The sequence below is a fragment of the Halobacillus trueperi genome (genome assembly GCF_003386945.1).
GTDB classification, from domain to species: domain Bacteria; phylum Bacillota; class Bacilli; order Bacillales; family Halobacillaceae; genus Halobacillus; species Halobacillus aidingensis.
In genome coordinates, this window is sequence record NZ_QUAE01000024.1 from 1 (window position 1) to 19,794 (window position 19,794).

General features: G+C 44.0%; 20 protein-coding genes. 14 read left to right on the forward strand and 6 right to left on the reverse strand.

The genetic code is table 11. The annotated features are described in order from the left end of the window. The first annotated feature begins 306 nt into the window (after positions 1-306). Positions 307-1,116, forward strand: coding sequence for an inositol monophosphatase family protein (locus tag DYE48_RS18290; protein WP_115824826.1), 810 nt, complete (start codon positions 307-309; stop codon positions 1,114-1,116). Positions 1,117-1,153: 37 nt separating this feature from the next. Here the strand turns inward: DYE48_RS18290 and DYE48_RS18295 are convergent, their stop codons facing one another. Then, the gene (locus DYE48_RS18295; RefSeq protein ID WP_089652766.1) at positions 1,154-1,333 is read right to left on the reverse strand and encodes a hypothetical protein; all 180 of its coding nucleotides are present in this window, start codon (positions 1,331-1,333) and stop codon (positions 1,154-1,156) included. Positions 1,334-1,463: 130 nt separating this feature from the next. Here DYE48_RS18295 and DYE48_RS18300 point away from each other — a divergent pair, with 130 nt between their 5' ends. Then, positions 1,464-1,844 carry a YlaH-like family protein gene (locus tag DYE48_RS18300; protein ID WP_089652767.1) on the forward strand — a complete coding sequence of 127 codons (381 nt, stop codon included), beginning with the start codon at positions 1,464-1,466 and terminating at the stop codon, positions 1,842-1,844. Positions 1,845-2,734: 890 nt separating this feature from the next. On the opposite strand, the gene DYE48_RS18305 is transcribed toward DYE48_RS18300, so the two are convergent. Continuing rightward, positions 2,735-2,938: a YlaI family protein gene (locus DYE48_RS18305; RefSeq protein ID WP_089652768.1), complete on the reverse strand. Its 204-nt coding sequence runs from the start codon at positions 2,936-2,938 to the stop codon at positions 2,735-2,737. A 128-nt stretch (positions 2,939-3,066) separates the two neighbouring features. Here DYE48_RS18305 and DYE48_RS18310 point away from each other — a divergent pair, with 128 nt between their 5' ends. Further along, the gene (locus DYE48_RS18310) at positions 3,067-3,360 is read left to right on the forward strand and encodes a hypothetical protein (RefSeq protein WP_341865626.1); all 294 of its coding nucleotides are present in this window, start codon (positions 3,067-3,069) and stop codon (positions 3,358-3,360) included. A 33-nt stretch (positions 3,361-3,393) separates the two neighbouring features. On the opposite strand, the gene DYE48_RS18315 is transcribed toward DYE48_RS18310, so the two are convergent. Then, the gene (locus tag DYE48_RS18315; protein WP_115824827.1) at positions 3,394-3,972 is read right to left on the reverse strand and encodes a YhcN/YlaJ family sporulation lipoprotein; all 579 of its coding nucleotides are present in this window, start codon (positions 3,970-3,972) and stop codon (positions 3,394-3,396) included. A gap of 85 nt (positions 3,973-4,057) precedes the next feature. Next, positions 4,058-4,552 carry a hypothetical protein gene (locus DYE48_RS18320; RefSeq protein WP_089652770.1) on the reverse strand — a complete coding sequence of 165 codons (495 nt, stop codon included), beginning with the start codon at positions 4,550-4,552 and terminating at the stop codon, positions 4,058-4,060. Between the two features lie 90 nt (positions 4,553-4,642). On the opposite strand from DYE48_RS18320, the gene glsA reads away from it, so the two are divergent. The 3 genes from glsA (at position 4,643) to pyc (ending at position 9,584) form a co-directional block, all read left to right on the forward strand. Next, positions 4,643-5,572 carry a glutaminase A gene (gene glsA / locus DYE48_RS18325; protein WP_089652771.1) on the forward strand — a complete coding sequence of 310 codons (930 nt, stop codon included), beginning with the start codon at positions 4,643-4,645 and terminating at the stop codon, positions 5,570-5,572. Positions 5,573-5,653: 81 nt separating this feature from the next. Further along, the gene (locus DYE48_RS18330; protein ID WP_075036512.1) at positions 5,654-5,935 is read left to right on the forward strand and encodes an Fpa/YlaN family protein; all 282 of its coding nucleotides are present in this window, start codon (positions 5,654-5,656) and stop codon (positions 5,933-5,935) included. Positions 5,936-6,140: 205 nt separating this feature from the next. Then, positions 6,141-9,584: a pyruvate carboxylase gene (gene pyc / locus DYE48_RS18335; RefSeq protein ID WP_115824828.1), complete on the forward strand. Its 3,444-nt coding sequence runs from the start codon at positions 6,141-6,143 to the stop codon at positions 9,582-9,584. 532 nt (positions 9,585-10,116) lie between these two features. On the opposite strand, the gene DYE48_RS18345 is transcribed toward pyc, so the two are convergent. Beyond that, positions 10,117-11,037, reverse strand: coding sequence for a COX15/CtaA family protein (locus tag DYE48_RS18345; RefSeq protein ID WP_115824830.1), 921 nt, complete (start codon positions 11,035-11,037; stop codon positions 10,117-10,119). A gap of 413 nt (positions 11,038-11,450) precedes the next feature. Here DYE48_RS18345 and cyoE point away from each other — a divergent pair, with 413 nt between their 5' ends. The 8 genes from cyoE to DYE48_RS18385 all read left to right on the forward strand — a co-directional run bounded on the left by cyoE (position 11,451) and on the right by DYE48_RS18385 (position 18,603). Then, on the forward strand, positions 11,451-12,386 hold the full coding sequence (cyoE, locus tag DYE48_RS18350; protein WP_089652775.1) for a heme o synthase: 936 nt from the start codon (positions 11,451-11,453) through the stop codon (positions 12,384-12,386). A gap of 76 nt (positions 12,387-12,462) precedes the next feature. After that, positions 12,463-13,518, forward strand: a complete 1,056-nt coding sequence (gene coxB / locus DYE48_RS18355; protein ID WP_115824831.1) for a cytochrome c oxidase subunit II — start codon at positions 12,463-12,465, stop codon at positions 13,516-13,518. Positions 13,519-13,556: 38 nt separating this feature from the next. Next, on the forward strand, positions 13,557-15,428 hold the full coding sequence (ctaD, locus tag DYE48_RS18360; RefSeq protein ID WP_115824832.1) for a cytochrome c oxidase subunit I: 1,872 nt from the start codon (positions 13,557-13,559) through the stop codon (positions 15,426-15,428). After that, positions 15,428-16,051 (forward strand): cytochrome (ubi)quinol oxidase subunit III, encoded by a 624-nt coding sequence (locus DYE48_RS18365; protein WP_115824833.1) that lies wholly within the window; start codon positions 15,428-15,430, stop codon positions 16,049-16,051. Before ctaD ends, DYE48_RS18365 begins: the two co-directional genes overlap by 1 nt. Positions 16,052-16,054: 3 nt before the next feature. Continuing rightward, positions 16,055-16,381: a cytochrome c oxidase subunit IVB gene (gene ctaF, locus DYE48_RS18370; RefSeq protein ID WP_115824834.1), complete on the forward strand. Its 327-nt coding sequence runs from the start codon at positions 16,055-16,057 to the stop codon at positions 16,379-16,381. A gap of 173 nt (positions 16,382-16,554) precedes the next feature. Then, positions 16,555-17,454: a cytochrome c oxidase assembly factor CtaG gene (gene ctaG, locus DYE48_RS18375; RefSeq protein ID WP_115824835.1), complete on the forward strand. Its 900-nt coding sequence runs from the start codon at positions 16,555-16,557 to the stop codon at positions 17,452-17,454. A 29-nt stretch (positions 17,455-17,483) separates the two neighbouring features. Then, positions 17,484-17,939, forward strand: coding sequence for a DUF420 domain-containing protein (locus tag DYE48_RS18380; RefSeq protein WP_115824836.1), 456 nt, complete (start codon positions 17,484-17,486; stop codon positions 17,937-17,939). 124 nt (positions 17,940-18,063) lie between these two features. Continuing rightward, positions 18,064-18,603, forward strand: a complete 540-nt coding sequence (locus DYE48_RS18385; RefSeq protein ID WP_115824837.1) for a GNAT family N-acetyltransferase — start codon at positions 18,064-18,066, stop codon at positions 18,601-18,603. 29 nt (positions 18,604-18,632) lie between these two features. Here the strand turns inward: DYE48_RS18385 and ytvI are convergent, their stop codons facing one another. Beyond that, entirely contained in the window at positions 18,633-19,691 is a 1,059-nt protein-coding gene (ytvI, locus tag DYE48_RS18390) for a sporulation integral membrane protein YtvI (protein WP_115824838.1), read from the reverse strand. Between the last annotated feature and the right edge of the window lie 103 nt (positions 19,692-19,794).

Here is a 19,794-nt window from a genome sequence, read left to right on the forward strand (position 1 = left end):
GTGATTCGATGTTGACTTATCGTACAGAAGCGAAGGAAGTCTCACTAGCCGCTAGGCGCCGGAACCGGATAACTAAGATGGAAAAAAGTGCATGGTGAGACCCCGCAGAGCGAAGCTCGAGGAGGCTTACCGCGCTCCCACGGAAAGCGAGTCATTCCCCGCAGCCCCATATCCACTCAACAAAAGTCTCGAAACTGAGTCTTCAAGAAAAGGGAGCTTTAGTTGGACAAGGGGGGCGGATTTGATGCAATGTCTGGTTGGATTTGGTACGATAAAGATTGATACTTATAAAAGGGGTACGATGTTATGGATCAACAGAAAAAGAACGAGATTTTTGAACACGCAAAAGCTTGGGTCTTGGAAGCTGGTGAACGAATCAAAAGCAATATTGATTCGCCTCGATCCATTGAAACGAAATCCAACCCGAACGACCTGGTTACAGAAATGGATCAGGAAACAGAACAATTTTTCGCGAAAAAAATCAATGAGACGTATCCGGATCATTATTTATTAGGAGAAGAGGGATTCGGAGATGAAATAGAAGACCACGGAGGAACCGTCTGGATTGTAGATCCGATTGATGGAACAATGAACTTTGTCCATCAAAAAAGAAATTTCGCCATTTCTGTAGGGGTATATTATGACGGTGTCGGTGAAATTGGATTGATTTATAATGTGATGGAGGGTACTTTGTACACTGCCAAACGAGGGGAAGGCGCCTATAAGAACGAAGAAAAGTTACCTCGACTTGATGAAAAGCGTCCGCTGAGTCAGTCGATCCTCGCGCTTAATACTTCCTGGTTAATTCCTGAAAATCCACATGTGGATCACAAAGGGATGGAAGATCTAGTGAAAAAATTACGCAGTACAAGATCTTATGGTTCTGCCGCTTTGGAATTTGCTTTTGTAGCCGAAGGGCTTCTGGATGGGTACTTGACGATGACGTTGATGCCGTGGGATTACGCTGCTGGAAGTGTTATCGTTCGTGAAGTGGGTGGAATCGTTACCCGTGCGGACCGAGAGGAATTGGACTTGTTGAACAAGACGACAGTGCTCGCAAGCCGGTCGAACATCCATGAAGAAATATCGAAGGATTACGTCCGTTTGAAGAAATAAAAGAAAGCGACCTCGGTTGAGGTCGCTTTCTCATGTTTCAGGACATTTGCTGTTGTTTTCTTTTTCTTCTCAAACCTACACTCATAAGGGCAAATCCCGAAAAGAAAAGGACGGCTGCAAGCCAGAAGATTTCTTGGCCGATAGCAAAACCAACAGCGATAAATGATAAAATTACGAGACAGGCTAATAGTGCTGTGTTCATATGAAAGTTTTTCAAAGGGCTCACCTCTATTCAGGTCTATTATAAAGGATTTGTCTAAATAATGAAAATGGTTTCACGGGTAGCATCCAGTGAGGCTTTCTAGTATGATAGATAACAGAATAGGGTATCCATGAGGAGGAACATCATGAACGATATGTCCACACTACCTGTGCCGACGGATCTATGGCCTGTGGCCGATTTCTTTTTCCGCGGATTCGGGAGTGAAGTGAACTTAAACGATGAAAGCGAAGTGACCATGCTCTTTCGTTCTTTCATGCTTCTATACTTAACGACTGTTATTCTCGCTATCATTACATTCAAGCTTGGATTCGCCAGAAAATTACCTTTGATGAAAACAATCGTTGTTTATTCCGTTCTCATCATAGGTACATTTATTTTAACCTTGATCCTTGGATTGAATTTACCCCTTCCTGAAAGTTTGGTTGTGGCAGCCTTGATTCTGGGTATTTACCGGATCCGACTCCATAGAGAGCGCGGAGCCCGTCAGCAAAATGAATCATCCTGACCTGAAAGCCTCTTTCATTAATAAGGAAAGGGGCTTTTGCTTTGCCCGAATATGTCTTTTCATTAGTTATTAAAGAATATGGCAGTATTGTGGAAGACTCAGTTTCGAGACTTTTGTTGAGTGGATGGGGCTGCGGGGAATGAGTCGCTTTCCGCGGGGCCCCACACGAGGTGGGGTCGTTCGATGTTGGCACAGGAGGTTCCGAACTTAATCGAACTTCCTCGTTTCGTGAGCCTCCTCGGACTTCGTCCTGTGGGGTCTCACCATGCACTTTTTTCCATCTTAGTTATCCGGTTCCGGCGCCTAGCGGCTAGTGAGACTTCCTTCGCTTCTGTACGATAAGTCAACATCGAATCACTCCGTTCTTCGTGTTTCCTTTCTCTCCGCCAGCTCAGTCCAGTCCATACGCCGCTGATCGAGGCGCCTCTACACTTAAGATAGGAGTCTCGCCATTCCCCTCCGCCCCTTTGCGATGGAAGATTCTCGAAACCACTTCTAGAAGATCAGCTTTTACCATTAACGATAGTGGGGCATATAAACCGCTTCACAGAACGTAAAAGCTTGATGCAGAGCGCTTTACACCTCTAATAGTGGGATAGTGGAAGACAATCTAACTTGGTAAAGGGGTTTGTTTCTCACTTTATCGAATGGGGTGGTTGGGAAGCTGCGAGACTCCCGTGGGAGAAAGGAGGTAGGCGAGATCCCGCAGGACGTAGTCCGAGGAAGCTCGCCAATCCCCCACAGGAAAGCGAGTTGCTTCCCAGCCACCCCTGACGCCCAACCAGGCAACGAACCCCGCCAACATCTCGAAACTGAGTCTTCCACAATTGGGAGCTTATCTTTAACTGTGAAATATAAAAAGAGAGAGGTAGAACCTCTCTCTTTGGTAACTAGCTTAAATGCTTTTCTTTTTTACGTTCTCTGTTGAACCGGAAATTCCCGGTAGCTAAACGTCTTTTGGTGTTTTCTTCTATACGATCGTGGCAGGATTGACACATGTACGTGTGAATCCGGCGATTCCGAAGTCGTTTTGCTTGTAGACAGTAGCTGTCAATTTTCTCAATTTCATCGCAAATGACGCATTGTACACGCATCTTTTTCACCTCTATTTTCCATTCGATTACATATAGTTTAACATAATAAGTTTTTTATAAATAGATGAGATTTCCACGTTTGACTTCTATAGTGAATGGGAAATGTAACTATAGAAGTAGAGGAAAGGATGATTTGTTTGAGAAAACGTTGGATTTTTACAGCTATTGGTGCCACTGTGGGAGGAACGGTTGCTTATTTCTTGAAAGATGAAGACAAGCGTCAGCAAGTTAAAGACAAAGCAAAATCGATTCAGAGCAACCTAGGAAAATCAGAGGACATGCCAATCGAAGAAGCTGGCAAACCTGAGACAGCCTCACTGGATAATTCAGACATGGTTGCAGAGGGATCTCAATTCGGTGTCCAATACTATAATGAGTTGACAGAAAAAGAAAGAGAAATCCTTGAGAAAAGCAACAGCTAAATCCCGTGAGGATTTAGCTGTTTTTCTGTTCATTTAGTTTTGCTTTGATTGTTCTTTTTCAATTTGCTCGAGTTTCTTTTGGTCTTTCTCCGGCACAGAGTCCTGGTTTGAGTTGGATTGTGGTTTTTCTTCAACCGAACCACTCGGCATATAACGACTAACGATTTGACTCAGTTCATCCGTGACCGCTTCCACAGGGTGGCCTTCAGCCATTTTTTGCCCAAGGCCTCTGAGACGTTCCACACCGTCAGCGTCTGCGATTACAGCTGCTTGCTTTCCGTAAGGGTCATGTTTCAAAGCTTCGGCTACAGAATATTTGATGACACCGACGCGAGAGCGGTCGAGGTCTTTGTCCACATCGATTCCTACAACTACATAGTTGCCGAGGACGAGCGCTGTAGCATCATGAACATCCGGAACTTGAACGGCAAGCTTAGCCAGGTGCCGGGCTGCTTGCTGGCTCGTCATGTTTTTCTTTTCCACCGGATCTGAATCCGTGACATACTTCAATTCAGGATCGTTTTGTCGCTCTTGAAGCAGTGACTCTTCACCACCGTTTTGCTGACACGCAACTAAGGCCAAAAGGGCTGCTAACCAAATTAATTTTTTCAAAGGAATCACCACTTTTTTTATTTATAGCCTGTGTCAGCTTGCAGATAATATACAAAAAGGACAGCTTAAAAAGCTGCCCAATTCATTATTGCAATACGATTTTTTTAATTCCTTTGATCGGCTCAGAACGGTTGGATCCGTCTTTGAAATAAAGGTGAACAGGGCCATGTTCCTGCAAAGGCTTTCCATTTTCAGCAAAAAGTAAAAGCGACTCGGATAAAACATCTGCATCAATCACTTCTTCGCCTTCATCCGTGACCAGTGCCGCTTTTTTTACGTCGGCTGCTGGTTCGCTGGTATGTAGGAAAGGCTTTAGCGGCATGAGAAAGGTGCCTTTTAAAATCCTTTGTTTTTCATAACGATTGATGCTTTTGTTGACAGGAGGGTTAATTTTTTGTTGATAGACTTCTCTGTCAAAACGAGTAGACTGTCTTTTCAACTCGTCTTCTTTCGTTGATTCTGTTGGATTTTCTTCACCTTCGAATACTTCTGGGAACGTCTTTTTTCGATCATCGAAAATCCAGACGGTCGGGTCGAGTGTAATTGGGAATTTAACATTTCCTGCTATTTGAACTATCATGGCTGTGGCCACCTTTCGATTAATAAAAAGTCATCCATCCAAAATCATAGCAAAAAATGAATTCGATTTCATTAAAGGAGGCGTGATCCATTGATTAAAGATATAACAGAAAACGTCCTGGAAGAATGGTTAGACAATGTACGCCCATATGCATACGATGGTCAAGTGGCCAACTATATCCCTGCATTATCACGCAGCAACCCGGAAGATCTTGCTGTCGCCATTCACTATATAGATGGGGATGCAGTGGAAGCTGGAGAAACGGAAGTGAGGTTTACCCTTCAAAGTATATCAAAAGTCATCTCACTTGCTTTGGCTCTTATGGATAACGGGGAAAGCTATGTTTTCGACCGGGTAGGTATGGAACCGACGGGGGATCCGTTTCACTCGATTTACCGTCTGGAACAAATTCCATCCAAACCGCTCAATCCGATGATCAATGCCGGGGCCCTTGCGGTGACAAATATGATCCACGGGGATACGCCGGATGAGAAAGTCGGGCGCTTGTTGAGCTTTATTCATGACTTAACCGATGATCATTCCATCGGGTACAACGAAGAAGTGGCCACCTCGGAATTTGAATCCGCTTTTCTGAACAGGTCCCTGCTTTTCTACATGAAGCAGCATCAGATTGTCACCGGTAGTGTAGAGGAAACTCTTGATGCCTATACCAAACAATGTGCGATTGAAGTGAATGTTTGTCAACTTGCCCGTATTGGAGCGCTGCTTGCGAATGGTGGGAAGGACATCCACTCTGGGCGCAGAATCATACCGAAGCATCTTGCAAGAATTTGTAAAACATTTATGGTCACATGCGGCATGTATGATGCTTCAGGCTCCTTTGCTATCAAAGTGGGTATACCAGCAAAAAGTGGTGTCTCGGGATCCGTCCTCGCTTCGTTAAACGAATTTGGAGGAATCGCGGTTTATGGCCCGAGCCTTGATGAAAAGGGGAACAGCGTTGTCGGCTTGAGACTTTTAGAAATCCTATCTAATCGCTACGATTTGTCGATCTTCTAATTGTTCATTCCTATCTTGCAATTTATTGTGTTAAACGATAAGATAAAAAGAAGAAAGACTTGTACATTGGAGGGGATTTTGATGTTGTCTGATGTGGCTGTGGATCATCGAGAAAAAGCCTATGCCCTTCTAAAAGCTGACGCTGATAAAATACTAAGGTTAATAAAAGTACAGATGGACAACTTGACGATGCCTCAGTGTCCACTCTACGAAGAAGTTTTAGATACACAAATGTTTGGATTATCCCGCGAAATTCATTTTGCGGTTCGCTTGAATTTAATCAGCGACGAAGAAGGAAAAGCACTACTGGATAACCTTGAAAAACAGTTGAACGTTTTGCATGAGGCTGCACAGAAGTCATAAGATAAGAACTCAAATTGCGACGGTTTGTTGTGATTTGAGTTTTTTTATTTTTACTTTTATACATATACGGAGAGATTTGAGAGGCTCCTCGTCAGTTATTTACAACTAAAATTGTCAGATTTGAAGGAATTTTCGGTGTTTGAGTAGAAAACAATGTAACAGTACGTTCAAATTTCTAAAACATAGACAAACAGGGAGTGGAATCATGGCAAATACGAAGAAAATCAATAAAGTATTAGTCGCTAATCGTGGCGAGATCGCTATTCGAGTCTTTCGTGCGTGTACAGAATTAAATATTCGTACCGTCGCCATTTATTCGCAGGAAGATACGGGGTCCTACCATCGTTATAAGGCTGATGAAGCTTATTTGATTGGTGAGGGAAAAAAACCGATCGATGCCTATTTGGATATTGAAGGCATTATTGAAATCGCCAAGAGTGTGGAGGTTGATGCCATCCATCCTGGATATGGATTCTTATCTGAAAACATTGAGTTTGCGAGAAGGTGCGAAGAAGAAGGGCTTACTTTTATAGGACCGACCAGTGAACATTTGAATATGTTTGGAGATAAGGTGAAGGCACGAGATCAAGCGGTCCAAGCGGAGATTCCTGTTATTCCAGGGAGTGACGGCCCTGTGAGTGGACTGGAAGAGATTCGCGACTTTGGTGAAAAGCACGGCTACCCATTGATGATCAAAGCAGCAATGGGCGGCGGTGGTCGAGGGATGCGTGTCGTCAGAAGCGCTACAACCTTGGAAGAATCGTATGATCGCGCCCGTTCGGAAGCACGAGCAGCTTTCGGCAGTGATGAAGTTTATGTTGAAAAGCTGATCGAACAGCCGAAGCACATCGAAGTCCAAATTATCGGAGACCGGGATGGGAACATTGTCCATTTGTATGAAAGGGACTGCTCGGTGCAGCGTAGACACCAAAAGGTTGTGGAGATCGCTCCGAGTGTCAGCTTGAAAGATGAAGTGAGGGAGGCCATTTGCGATGCCGCCGTCAAACTTATGGATAACGTAAAATATATCAACGCAGGAACGGTAGAATTCTTAGTGACCGGTGATGAATTTTACTTTATTGAAGTAAACCCTCGTGTACAGGTGGAGCATACGATTACAGAAATGATTACCGGTGTAGATATTGTCCAGACGCAAATCCTCGTCGCGGAAGGATATGGTTTACATAGCGACCGCATATCTATACCGAAACAAGAAGATATTGTCACACACGGATATGCCATTCAATCCCGTGTAACCACAGAGGATCCCCTGAACAATTTCATGCCTGATACAGGGAAAATCATGGCCTATCGTTCTGGAGGCGGTTTCGGTGTGAGACTTGACGCCGGAAACGGATTCCAGGGGGCGGTTATCTCTCCTTACTACGATTCTTTACTTGTCAAATTGTCTACGTGGGCACTCAGCTTTGACCAAGCCGCACATAAGATGGTCAGAAACTTGAAAGAATTCCGTATTCGCGGCATCAAAACGAACATACCATTTTTGGAAAATGTAGTGCAGCATAAACAGTTCCTATCCGGTGAATATGATACAACGTTCATCGACCGTTCTCCAGAGCTCTTTGTTTTTCCAAAACGAAAAGACCGTGGGACGAAGATGCTGGCTTATATTGCTGATCGAACCATCAATGGCTTCGAAGGATACGGCAATCGCAAGAAACCGAGCTATTCAAAACCGAGAATCCCTATCATCAAGCATTCGGAACCGATTCCAGGCGGAACGAAACAAATTCTTAATGAAAGAGGTCCTGAAGGTCTCGCTTCATGGTTGAAAGAAAGGAATGAAGTGCTGCTCACAGATACGACCTTCCGGGACGCCCACCAGTCGTTACTGGCTACCCGAGTCCGAACGAAGGACCTTGAGAATATAGCTGAACCGACGGCCCGTCTATTACCTGATCTGTTTTCATTAGAAATGTGGGGTGGAGCGACGTTCGATGTCTCTTACCGTTTCTTGAATGAAGATCCTTGGGAGCGTTTGTTGAAATTGAGGGCCAAAGCACCGAATGTCCTTTTTCAAATGCTCTTAAGGGCTTCCAATGCGGTCGGATACAAAAATTATCCCGATAATCTCATTCGTGAATTCGTAGACAAAAGTGCGTCAGCAGGGATTGATGTCTTCCGGATTTTCGACAGCTTGAACTGGGTGGAAGGCATGAAGCTTGCCATTCACTCTGTGCGGGAGAGTGGGAAAGTAGCCGAAGCGGCGATGTGTTATACAGGGGACATTCTTGATAGCAGCCGACCGAAGTATGATCTCGCTTACTATAAAAAGCTGGCGCTTGAACTTCAGGAAGCAGGAGCTCATATCCTCGGCATTAAAGATATGGCTGGACTGCTTAAACCGGAAGCGGCTTATCAATTGATCAGCTCTTTGAAGGAAACCGTCGACATTCCGATCCACCTTCATACACATGATACCAGCGGAAATGGTTTGTTCACGTATGCGAAAGCGATAGAAGCAGGCGTTGATGTGGTTGATGTGGCAACGGGATCGATGGCAGGCTTGACCTCTCAGCCAAGTGCAAACAGCCTCTATTATGCCCTGGAAGGTAGTGAGCGTAAGCCGAATTTGGATATCTCTGCTTACGAAGAGCTCGGGCATTTTTGGGAAGATACGAGAAAATACTATCAGGATTTCGAAAGTGGCATGATGGCCCCGCATACAGAAGTGTATGAACATGAAATGCCTGGAGGGCAATACAGCAATTTGCAGCAACAAGCAAAAGCAGTCGGTTTAGGACACCGCTGGGATGAAGTCAAGTCTATGTACCGCCGGGTGAACGATATGTTCGGCGATATCGTAAAAGTGACCCCGTCTTCCAAAATTGTCGGAGATATGGCCCTGTACATGGTTCAAAATGACCTGAACGAAGACGACATCTATGAAAAAGGCGATTCCCTTGATTTCCCTGACAGCGTCGTGGAATTTTTCCAAGGGTATCTTGGACAACCATACGGAGGTTTCCCAGCTGAACTCCAGAGGATAATATTGAAAGGCCGCGAGCCGATTACGGTGAGACCAGGGGAGCTCTTGGAACCGGTCGACTTCAACAACTTGAAGGAGACACTGTTCCATTCCCTCGATCGTCAGGTAACAAGCTTTGATATGATCAGCTATGCTCTTTATCCAAAAGTGTTCATGGACCATCATAAGTTCCGCGAGCAATACGGAGATATGTCTGTACTCGATACACCAACATTCTTCTACGGTATGAGACTGGGCGAAGAAATTGAAGTGGACATCGAACAAGGAAAAACCTTGATCGTAAAACTTGTCTCCGTTGGGGAGCCGCAGATTGATGGTACACGTACTGTTTACTTCGAGTTAAATGGACAACCTCGTGAAGTCGTCGTAAAGGATGAGAACGTGAAAGCGGCCGTTCAGCAGCGGCCGAAAGCAGACAAAGCGAACAGCAAACACATCGGAGCAACGATGCCCGGAACGGTTATTAAAGTGTTGTCTAATAAAGGTGAGGAAGTGAAGAAAGGCGATCACCTGATGATTACAGAAGCCATGAAAATGGAGACAACTGTCCAAGCACCATTTGATGGTGTCATTAAAGATATTTATGTAGAGAACAATGAAGCCATCCACGTAGGCGATTTACTGATTGAATTTGAATAACTTTAAAAGAGAGGAAGCTCATGAGAGCCTTCCTCTCTTTTTTAATTTGTTAACCAATTTGGCAGGATTGTGGAAAACTTGATTTTGATTTATTTGGGGATTCGTTCCTTCGTTGAGAGACAGGGGTGGCTGGGAAACGAACCCTTTACTGCGGGTGGGCGCCTTCTTCCACTATTCTGATGTTATATAAAGCGCTCTATAAAAGGCCTTTCCTATACAGAATAGCATTCTTAGGAGTTCATTCCCCTCCGAATACCATGTGCATTAAAGCGTCTTATTCCGTAACTGGTTTCGAGATACTTATATGGCAAAGGTGCGGAGGGGGATGGCGAGACTCCTGCGGGAAAAAAGTGCATGGTGAGACCCCACAGGACGCAGTCCGAGGAGGCTCACCGCGCTCCCGCGGAAAGCGAGCTATTCCCCGCAGCACCCATTCACTCAGCAAAAGTCTCGAAACTGAGTCTTCCACAATAGGGAGCTTTTATGGAAGACAAAAGTCTCAGAGGCATAAGCTCTGAGATTTTTGCTTGGTTTACTTCACGTAACGTTCATATTTAGCGCTTCTTGAAGACAGTAATAGGAAGTATGATAAAAGGCCGACATAAAGAGAAATAATCAACGCATGCAGGAGAGCCAGACCCAAATGAACATACGTCATAATAACGAAAGCACCGACGAGAACCTGAGCTGCCATTAGACTTGCAGCAAGGATTAAGCCTTTTCTCATGATCGGGCTGGTCTTATAATCTTTCAAAGCTTTCACCATGAGATATACCGTCCATATCAAAACTCCGGCTGCAGCAGCACGGTGTCCCATTTGAATCCATTGAGCTGTCCCATACGATGAAAAGTCGAAGGGGGATGCATTCGTACACATCGGCCAGTCCAAACAGGCCATCGATGAGTAAGTATGGCGGACAAGGGCCCCTGTATAGACGACTATTAACGTATAGGTCGTTAAAGCATAAATGTGAAGTCTGAAAGGTTTTCGAATAAGTAGAGATTGTGCATCAAATTTCCGGTCGATTTCAAATATAATGAGCATCAGCAAAAGCACAGCCGCAAAGGAAACAAGGGAAATGCCGAAGTGGATAGCCAGTACAAAATCAGACTGTCCCCATTTCACAGCAGCGGCACCAATCAACCCTTGGGCGAGCAAGAAAAAGAAGGCGAGAAAAGAGAGGAATTTCACTTCTCTTATATGACCAACTTTCACCCATGCCATAGAAGAAAGGGCAAGCACAAGTAAACCTACGCCTCCAGAGACGAGGCGGTGGCTCAATTCTATGATTAAGGCCAGATCTATGTCTGATGGGATCCATTCTCCATGACATAACGGCCAGCTGCTTCCACACCCCATACCTGAGTCAGTTTTTGTAACGAGAGCCCCACCTAATAGAACGAACAGCATTCCTAATGTGGCAAGCACAGATAACCACTTCAATAAACGCATGGCATGAAGCCACCTCCATTCCGGTCAAAAGAACACGGAGGATATCATACCATTTTACCTCTTTAAAATCACTAAAGTATTGAAAAAAACTTGCAATGTTTGACAGGGTTTGCTAGAAATAAGAGGGTGTGCTTTATGGACGCACTCGCTTTTTCTCAGGGAATCCATCCAGCACCGTTAAAATCGTTGAGAATGGTAGATACTAAGAGTGAATGGCGTTTCACAAAGTTGTCACAAATAAATAAAATTGTTGAGTTTAAATAGATAGAACTACAATTACATGATACAATTATTTTGATGTTTCTTGTCATCCTTTATGATGCAAGAATGGAAATAGCCTTCGGTGAATCTGTTGATGAATATTGATTCACGTGATTCTTATACGAGGGTGGTAGAAGGAGGAAGATAATACGATGGACAATCCAAGAACAGTCGAATCTGCTTCTACAGAAATGATCCAAACAAAAACCAATGACCATTCTTTGTTAGCTGATATAAAGAGCTTGATCAAAGTCGGTATCATTAACTCTAATTTGATTACTACATTCGCAGGATTTTGGCTGGCTCTCCATTATACTGGTACATTATTCTTTGATCAGTGGGTCACTTTCCTGCTGACGATGCTCGGAACCGCTTTCGTAATTGCCGGCGGTTGTATTCTTAACAATTGGTATGACAGAGACATTGACCCGATTATGTCACGGACGAACAATCGTCCGACAGTTACAGGAACGATGTCTTTATCATTTATAAAAACATTGGGGATCAGCGTATCTATTCTCGGATTTGTCACATTGCTCCTCACGACATGGCAAGCGGCCTTGTGGGGCGCATTTGGTTGGTTCGTCTACGTCGTCTTATACACGATGTGGTCGAAGAGAAGATACACGATCAATACAGTAGTTGGAAGCTTCTCAGGAGCTGTTCCACCATTAATCGGATGGGCTGCTGTTGATCCAGGATTGCAATTGGAAGCTTTGATTCTGTTTCTCATTATGTTCATTTGGCAAACCCCTCACTTCCTGGCACTCGCCATGAAGAAAAAGGATGAATACAAAGCAGCTGGCATCCCGATGCTACCTGTTGTTCATGGGTTCGAGATGACAAAACGTCAAATCGTCGTTTATGTTGCTTGTCTGCTCCCATTACCGATTTATTTGGCTTCTCTTGGCACGGTCTTTCTTATTACGGCTTATGTGCTCTCTATCGGCTGGTTGGCTTTAGGGATCGCAGGCTTCTTCATGAAAGACGACTACAAGTGGGCGACATGGATGTTCATCTTTTCCTTGAACTATCTTACGATCATGTTCTTTATGATGGTCATCGTCACTTTGCCATTCCCATTTTAAAGAACTGACCTCCTTATATCAGGAGGTCAGTTTCTAAATAAAAAAATGCATTACAAGAGAAAGAGAGGTATGACGCATGAGAGGTTGGATGGGAAAATTCCGTTCATTATTCTTATTTGGCGCACTAACCATGCTCCTTACCGGATGTGGTATTGAAAACATCAGTGCACTAAAACCAAAAGGGTATGGCTCGGAATTATTATTTGATCTTATGTTGATCAGTATTGCGATAATGATTTTCGTTTTCGTAATCGTTATGGCCATTTATGCTTTCGTTCTTCTCCGTTATCGTGAGAAGAAAGGGCAGGAACACATTGTTCCGAAACAAACAGAAGGGAATAAAGCATTGGAAGTGATTTGGACAGTCATTCCAATTATTTTGCTGCTTGTGCTGGCAATCCCTACTGTGCAAGCGACTTTCGACCTCGCTGACCAATCGACGCAAGGAGATGAAGGCGTTTTAACGGTCGATGTCACAGGTAACCAATATTGGTGGCAGTTTGACTATGCAGATCAAGAGATCTCAACAAGTCAAGAAATCTACATCCCTACAAATGAAAGGGTATACTTAAACATGAAAGCCAGTGACGTGATCCACTCCTTCTGGGTACCTGCCATTGCAGGTAAGATGGATACCATTCCTGGTGAAAACATGAACACTATGTACTTAGAAGCTTATGAAGAAGGGGTTTACGAAGGCTTTTGTGCTGAACTATGCGGACCTTCCCACTCCTTGATGTACTTCAAAGTAATCGCTGTCAGCCCTGAGGAGTTTGATCAATGGGTCGAAGACATGCAGAACATCGATCCGGAAGAGACAGCAACGGCAAGTGAAGGTCAAGAGTTGTTCAATAACAACTGCATGAGTTGTCACGCAATTGGTGGCGCGTCAGCTGGTGTAGGACCGAACTTAGGCAACTTTGCAAACCGTGAGAAAATTGCAGGAATCCTGCAGCCATCGAAAGAGAATCTTGTGGATTGGATTGTCCATCCGGATGAAATCAAGCCAGGAAACCAAATGCCTGCAGAGCTTGTTTCGGAAGAAGATGCAGCGAAAATTGCTGATTACCTTCTAGAGTTGGATCACTCGGATGTCGGAAACGATCTTGAGATGCAAAGCGTCGAAGAGTAAGTATTTATCAGAAAGAGGTTGAAAAGGGAGGTTAAAGCGTGAGTACTGCAGTAGCACAAAAACGTGGGCTCGGCGCTGTGATTTGGGATTACCTGACAACAGTAGACCACAAGAAGATCGCGCATCTTTACTTGGTCTCTGGGGGGCTGTTTTTCCTAATCGGTGGGCTCGAAGCCATGATAATTCGTATCCAGTTGATGAAACCAGACAATGATTTCATCTCGGCTGGACTTTACAATGAAATGATCACGATGCACGGTACAACCATGATTTTCTTAGCGGCCATGCCGCTCATCTTTGCCATTATGAACGCCGTTGTCCCCTTACAGATCGGGGCAAGGGACGTTGCTTTTCCATTCTTGAACTCCTTAGGTTTCTGGTTGTTCTTGTTTGGAGGACTTTTACTGAACGTATCCTGGTTTACAGGTGGTGCGCCGGATGCCGGTTGGACCAACTATGCACCATTATCGACGACTTCACCCGGGCACGGAGTAGACTACTATGTCATGGGTCTGCAGATATCCGGTGCCGGAACGTTAATTGGTGGGATTAACTTCCTTGTAACGATTGTAAACATGAGAGCACCAGGGATGACGTATATGCGTATGCCATTGTTTACATGGTCTGTATTCGTCACAAGTACGTTGATTCTATTCGCTTTCCCTGCTTTGACAGTAGGACTATTCCTTATGATGTTCGACCGTATGTTCGGATCTGCCTTCTTTGATGTAGGTCTCGGTGGTAACGCCATCATCTGGGAGCACTTATTCTGGATCTTCGGTCACCCGGAAGTATACATATTGATTCTTCCGTTGTTCGGAGCTTTCAGTGATATCTTTTCTACTTTCTCTAAGAAACGTCTTTTCGGTTATTCTGCGATGGTATTTGCAACCGTATTGATCGGTTTCTTAGGATTCATGGTATGGGCCCACCACATGTTCACGGTTGGTATGGGACCTATTGCTAACTCCATTTTCGCTGTTGCGACGATGGCGATCGCCGTACCTACAGGAATCAAAATCTTCAACTGGTTGTTTACGATGTGGGGCGGTCAAATTCGAATGACGGCTGCGATGCTATGGTCTATCGCCTTCATCCCATCCTTCACAATTGGTGGAATGACAGGGGTTATGCTTGCCGCAGCAGCGGCTGACTTCCAGTATCATGATACGTATTTCGTAGTTGGACACTTCCACTACGTGATCGTTGGTGGTGTGGCGTTTGGTTTATTCGCTTCTCTACACTACTGGTGGCCGAAGATGTTCGGTAAAGTTCTGAATGAGAAACTGGGTAAATTGGCTTTCTGGCCGTTCTTTATCGGTTTCCACTTGACTTTCTTTATCCAGCACTTCCTAGGTCTTATGGGAATGCCTCGTCGTTACTGGGTTTTCCTTGAAGGACAGGGACTTGCAACAGGTAACCTGATTAGTACAATCGGTGCATTCTTAATGGCGATTGGTACGATTATTTTCCTAATCAACGTCGTTTACACGTCAGTTAAAGAGAAGAAAGCGAGCGGAGATCCTTGGGAGCATGGCCGTACGCTTGAGTGGTCGATTCCATCTCCACCACCTCACTACAACTTTGTGCAAACACCACTTGTACGTGGGCTTGACCCTCTTTGGGTGGAAAAAATGGATGGGAAAGAAGGAATGACACCTGCAGAACCACTGGGTGACATTCACATGCCGAATGCTTCCATTCTGCCATTTACCATCTCGCTTGGTACATTCATTGCAGGCTTCGGATTCATTTACCAAGTCGATGATCCAATTTGGCTGATTGCTGTCTTTGCTGGTATGGGACTCACACTCGGATCTATGCTGACACGTTCACTGAAAGATGATCTGGGTCACCATATTCATAAAGAAGAGCTGGAAGAAGATATTAAGAAGGGGGTTGGCAAATAATGAGTTCTGAAGACGTACTCAATCCAAAACGAATGCCGCATGATCCGGAAAAAGCCACCCTTGAAGGTAGAAATAAATTCCTTGGCTTCTGGTTTTTCCTTGGTGGAGAGACCGTATTGTTCGCAAGTCTATTTGGCACTTACCTTGCGTTGAATGGTTCGACGCAGGGGGAGAACACTCCTGAGCATCTGTTCGGATTGGAGCTTGTTTTCATTATGACGATGCTCCTTCTGACAAGCTCATTGACAAGTGTTTATGCGATGTACCACATGAAGAACCATGACTTCAGAAAAATGCAGATGTGGTTGGGAGTTACGGTCCTACTTGGACTCGGATTCCTGGGCATGGAGGTTTATGAGTTCTATCATTACATCCATGAATACGGATTCACGTTCCGATCCTCTGCATTTGGATCAGCTTTCTACACGCTTGTCGGTTTCCACGGAGGACACGTTCTCTTTGGACTCAGCTGGATTGTAGCGCTTATGATCCGTAACCAGAAGCGTGGATTGAACTTGTATAACGCGCCGAAGTTTTATATTGCAAGCCTTTATTGGCACTTCATCGACGTTGTATGGGTATTCATCTTTACAGTTGTGTATCTTATGGGAAAGGTGGGTTAATCCATGGCCGATCAATCACATTCGAAACCCATTCATCACCAGGAATATGAGAAAAAGCAGCATCGTGAAGAAATGAAACAACAGGTTCTTACCTTCGGATTGATGATTTTGTTCACAATGATTGCTTTCGGAATGGTTATTTTTGAAGTAAATTCTTACTTCATCATTCCTACATTGATTATCCTTGCTGTCGTTCAGGTAGCCTTTCAACTTTATTACTTCATGCACATGAAGAATAAAGGCCATGATATGGTTGCTGTGATGATGTATGGTGGCGCGGCTGTTGCTGCTTTGACGATCATCACGTTCACATCAATTATTTGGTGGTAAGTGAATACGAGCCAAAGAAAAAAGACCGGCACTCCGGTCTTTTTTCTTTATTTTCCTTGAGAGATATGACTAAATTATGAACAATAGATGAATTCCTTATGTGTGCTCGTTTTTTCGGCGATAATTAGGTAAAATGGAGAAGAACAAGTAAAACAATCTGGGGTGAGACACCAATGTGGTTAGAACTTCAAATATTCGGCTTCCGTGCCTTATGGAGCCCATATTATTTTGTATTCGTTCTGTTATTATCAGGCTTATATTTTTACATAACAGGACCTGGACGTAAAAAAGGAACGGACCGTCCAAGTACTTTTCAGCAACTCATGTTTTACAGCGGGATGCTTCTTTTATACATCGTTAAAGGATCTCCTGTAGACTTGCTCGGGCATATTATGTTCACAGCCCATATGACGCAGATGGCAATTTATTATTTGTTGTTTCCGATTCTGGTCATCAAAGGAATTCCTCTATGGATATGGGAAAAAGTTTTTGCTGCAAGAGGCATAAAGTCGGTGCTCCATCTACTTACACGACCATTAATTTCTTTGTTGTTATTCAACGGACTGTTTTCCATGTATCACATGCCTGTCGTGTTCGATTATGCAAAATCCAGTGACCTGGCACACACCGTGATTACAACGATCATATTGTTCATCGCTTTTTGTATGTGGATTTCTGTTTTTCCTCCATTGGAGCGTTTGGACAGGTTAAGCCCGATTTTAAAAATCGGCTTCATTTTCGCCAATGGTGTGCTGATTACCCCGGCGTGTGGGCTGATTATCTTTGCTGGAGCACCGCTTTATGAAACCTACTCAGAAGCAGGAGCATGGATGCAGGCGATGAGTTTATGCGTACCTGCGGATGTCCTGAACGGTCTCGCATCGAATTTGAATGGTCCGAATTATTTTACACCGATGCCTTTGATTGAAGATCAGCAGTTAGGTGGAATCATCATGAAGATTGCTCAGGAAGTGATCTTTGGTGCGATCATCGCTTATATTTTCTTCAGTTGGTTCAACAGGGAAAGAGATACGATTGATCCACTGCCAAGTCAAGTACAGACTGAATCTTAGAGAGTTGCTAGAGGGGAAGAGGTGAAAGTATGCCGTTATTGCCGACACTGAGTACATTCTTCATTGTCTTAAGTGCTGTACTCGTCGCGATCGGTTGGGTACTGATTGTAAAAAATAAGAGAAGCTCGCATCGGAAAGTGATGATTGCAGCTGCCATCAGTGCTCTGACTTTTTTCATTATTTATTTAAGCCGTACGATTTTTGTGGGGAACACCAGCTTTGGCGGACCGGATGATGTAAAGATCTTTTATACGATTTTCTTGATTTTTCATATTTTACTTGCGACTGTAGGTGCCGTCTTCGGTTTAGTGACTTTGACATTCGCTTTTAAACGTAAGATTAAGAAACATCGTAAAATTGGTCCGGTGACGAGCATCATCTGGTTTTGTACCGCTGTTACGGGGGTTGCCGTGTATATGCTGTTATACATCATCTATGATGGTGGTACGACGACAAGTATGATAAAAGCTATATTAGGAACGTAAAGAAAAACAACGAGTCGTTGATCAACGATTCGTTGTTTTTGGTTTATCTTGTGTTGGTAAAGGGAAACAGTGTATGGATGCATAAATTTCCATATACATAAAAACAGGAAAGGGATGACCCACAATGGAATTGAAAACAGAGAGAATACATCTATTCCCGATTACCTTAGACCTTGCGCAGACACTGATGAAAAATTCGCTCGCCTTTTATTACAAGTTCCAACTTCCATGGAATAAAAACTGGCCTCATGACGGCTTGAAAGCACTTATGCCTATGTATGCAGAACGGTTGGAAAATGATTCGGATGAATTGGGATTCGGCCCATGGGTCATGATTGATTCGGCAGGTGAGCATGTGATCGGTGATATCGGATTCAAAGGCAAACCGGACGTGGAAGGCAATGTAGAGATTGGTTATCATGTTGTCGCTTCAGAAAGGAATTACGGTTATGCTTCAGAAGCCGTGCAAACGCTCTGTGAATGGGCTTTTAAGCATCCGGATGTTAAAGGGATTGAAGCGCAGTGTGATAAAGATAATATCCCTTCACAAAAAGTACTGATTAATAACGGATTCAATCATACGGGAAGAAGCATGGATATTCTTGTTTTTAAAAAAGAGAAAAAAATCCATCAAAAAGAAAATACGGCGAATAAAGAATTATAAAAACCTGAAGCGTCGCTTCAGGTTTTTTATTAGAGTTTGTAATTCCACCGAATGATGCCGGCTTCTTTTGCAGAGTTGAAAGCAATGACAACGAGTGGCCCCAGGATGAAACCGAGGAGGCCGATCAGTTGTAAGCCTAAATACATGGCGATCAACGTGGCAAGCGGTGACAATCCGATGTGCCTTCCCATGACTTTCGGTTCGACTGTCCTTCGGATGGCAAGCAGGACGATCGCTAGTAAACCGAGCTTTGTCCCGATCGCAATATCGCCGACGATAAGCATATACACCGACCATGGGCCCAGGATGACGATGGAACCGATAATAGGGATGAAATCGATAGCCCAAATGATCAGCGACATAATTAAAGCGATATCTGGAGCGATCCATAATAAACCGATCAATGAGACGACGAAAATGATGATGCTGACGAGAAACTGTGCTTTTAAAAATCCGAATACGACATAGGAAAGACGCGCGTTCATGAATTTCACTTTTTCAGAAGTGGCTTCCGTGAACTGAGCGTGCATTTTATCTCGCAATCGTGGAAGTTCAAGCATGAACAAAAACAATGCGATTAAATAAACGAGAAAACTGACGAGCAGCTCAGGTATCTTAGCAGCAGCGGCGGCTATGTTCGACAGCTGCAGCTTTTCAGAAATGGCTGTCGTCGTCCGGTCGATGGCATTCATCATTTCAGCTGTCACTTTATCCACGAATTCTTTCGGCATTGATTGTGAAAAACTAGCCATGTGATCTTCCCAATCCAGCAGCACATTATTGATTTGATTGATGTACTGCGGGGCGTTGTCTGCCAGTTGTACGACTTGGGTGACAGCACGGGTCACAGCGAATGTTCCCAAGAGTCCAAGAAAGACAAGGAACAATAAGAAAACAATCGTCACGGACATTTTCCGGTTGATCCGGAACTTGAACTGGATGAATCTTACCGCCGGATTTAGGAATAGTGCCGTAACGAAAGCTAATATTAATGGAATAGAGACAGGTAAAATGAAATACCCTGCAATGATGAGTAGAGCGGATATTAATAATAAAATCCACTGTTTTTTTGATAGATAACGGAACAATTTATGTATGAGTCTCCTTTCCCCCATAGACCAAACATGAGTTCAGTCTTTACTCCCTTTTAAAAAAGTCGCTCACCATACAATGATGTGCGACTGTAGTTCA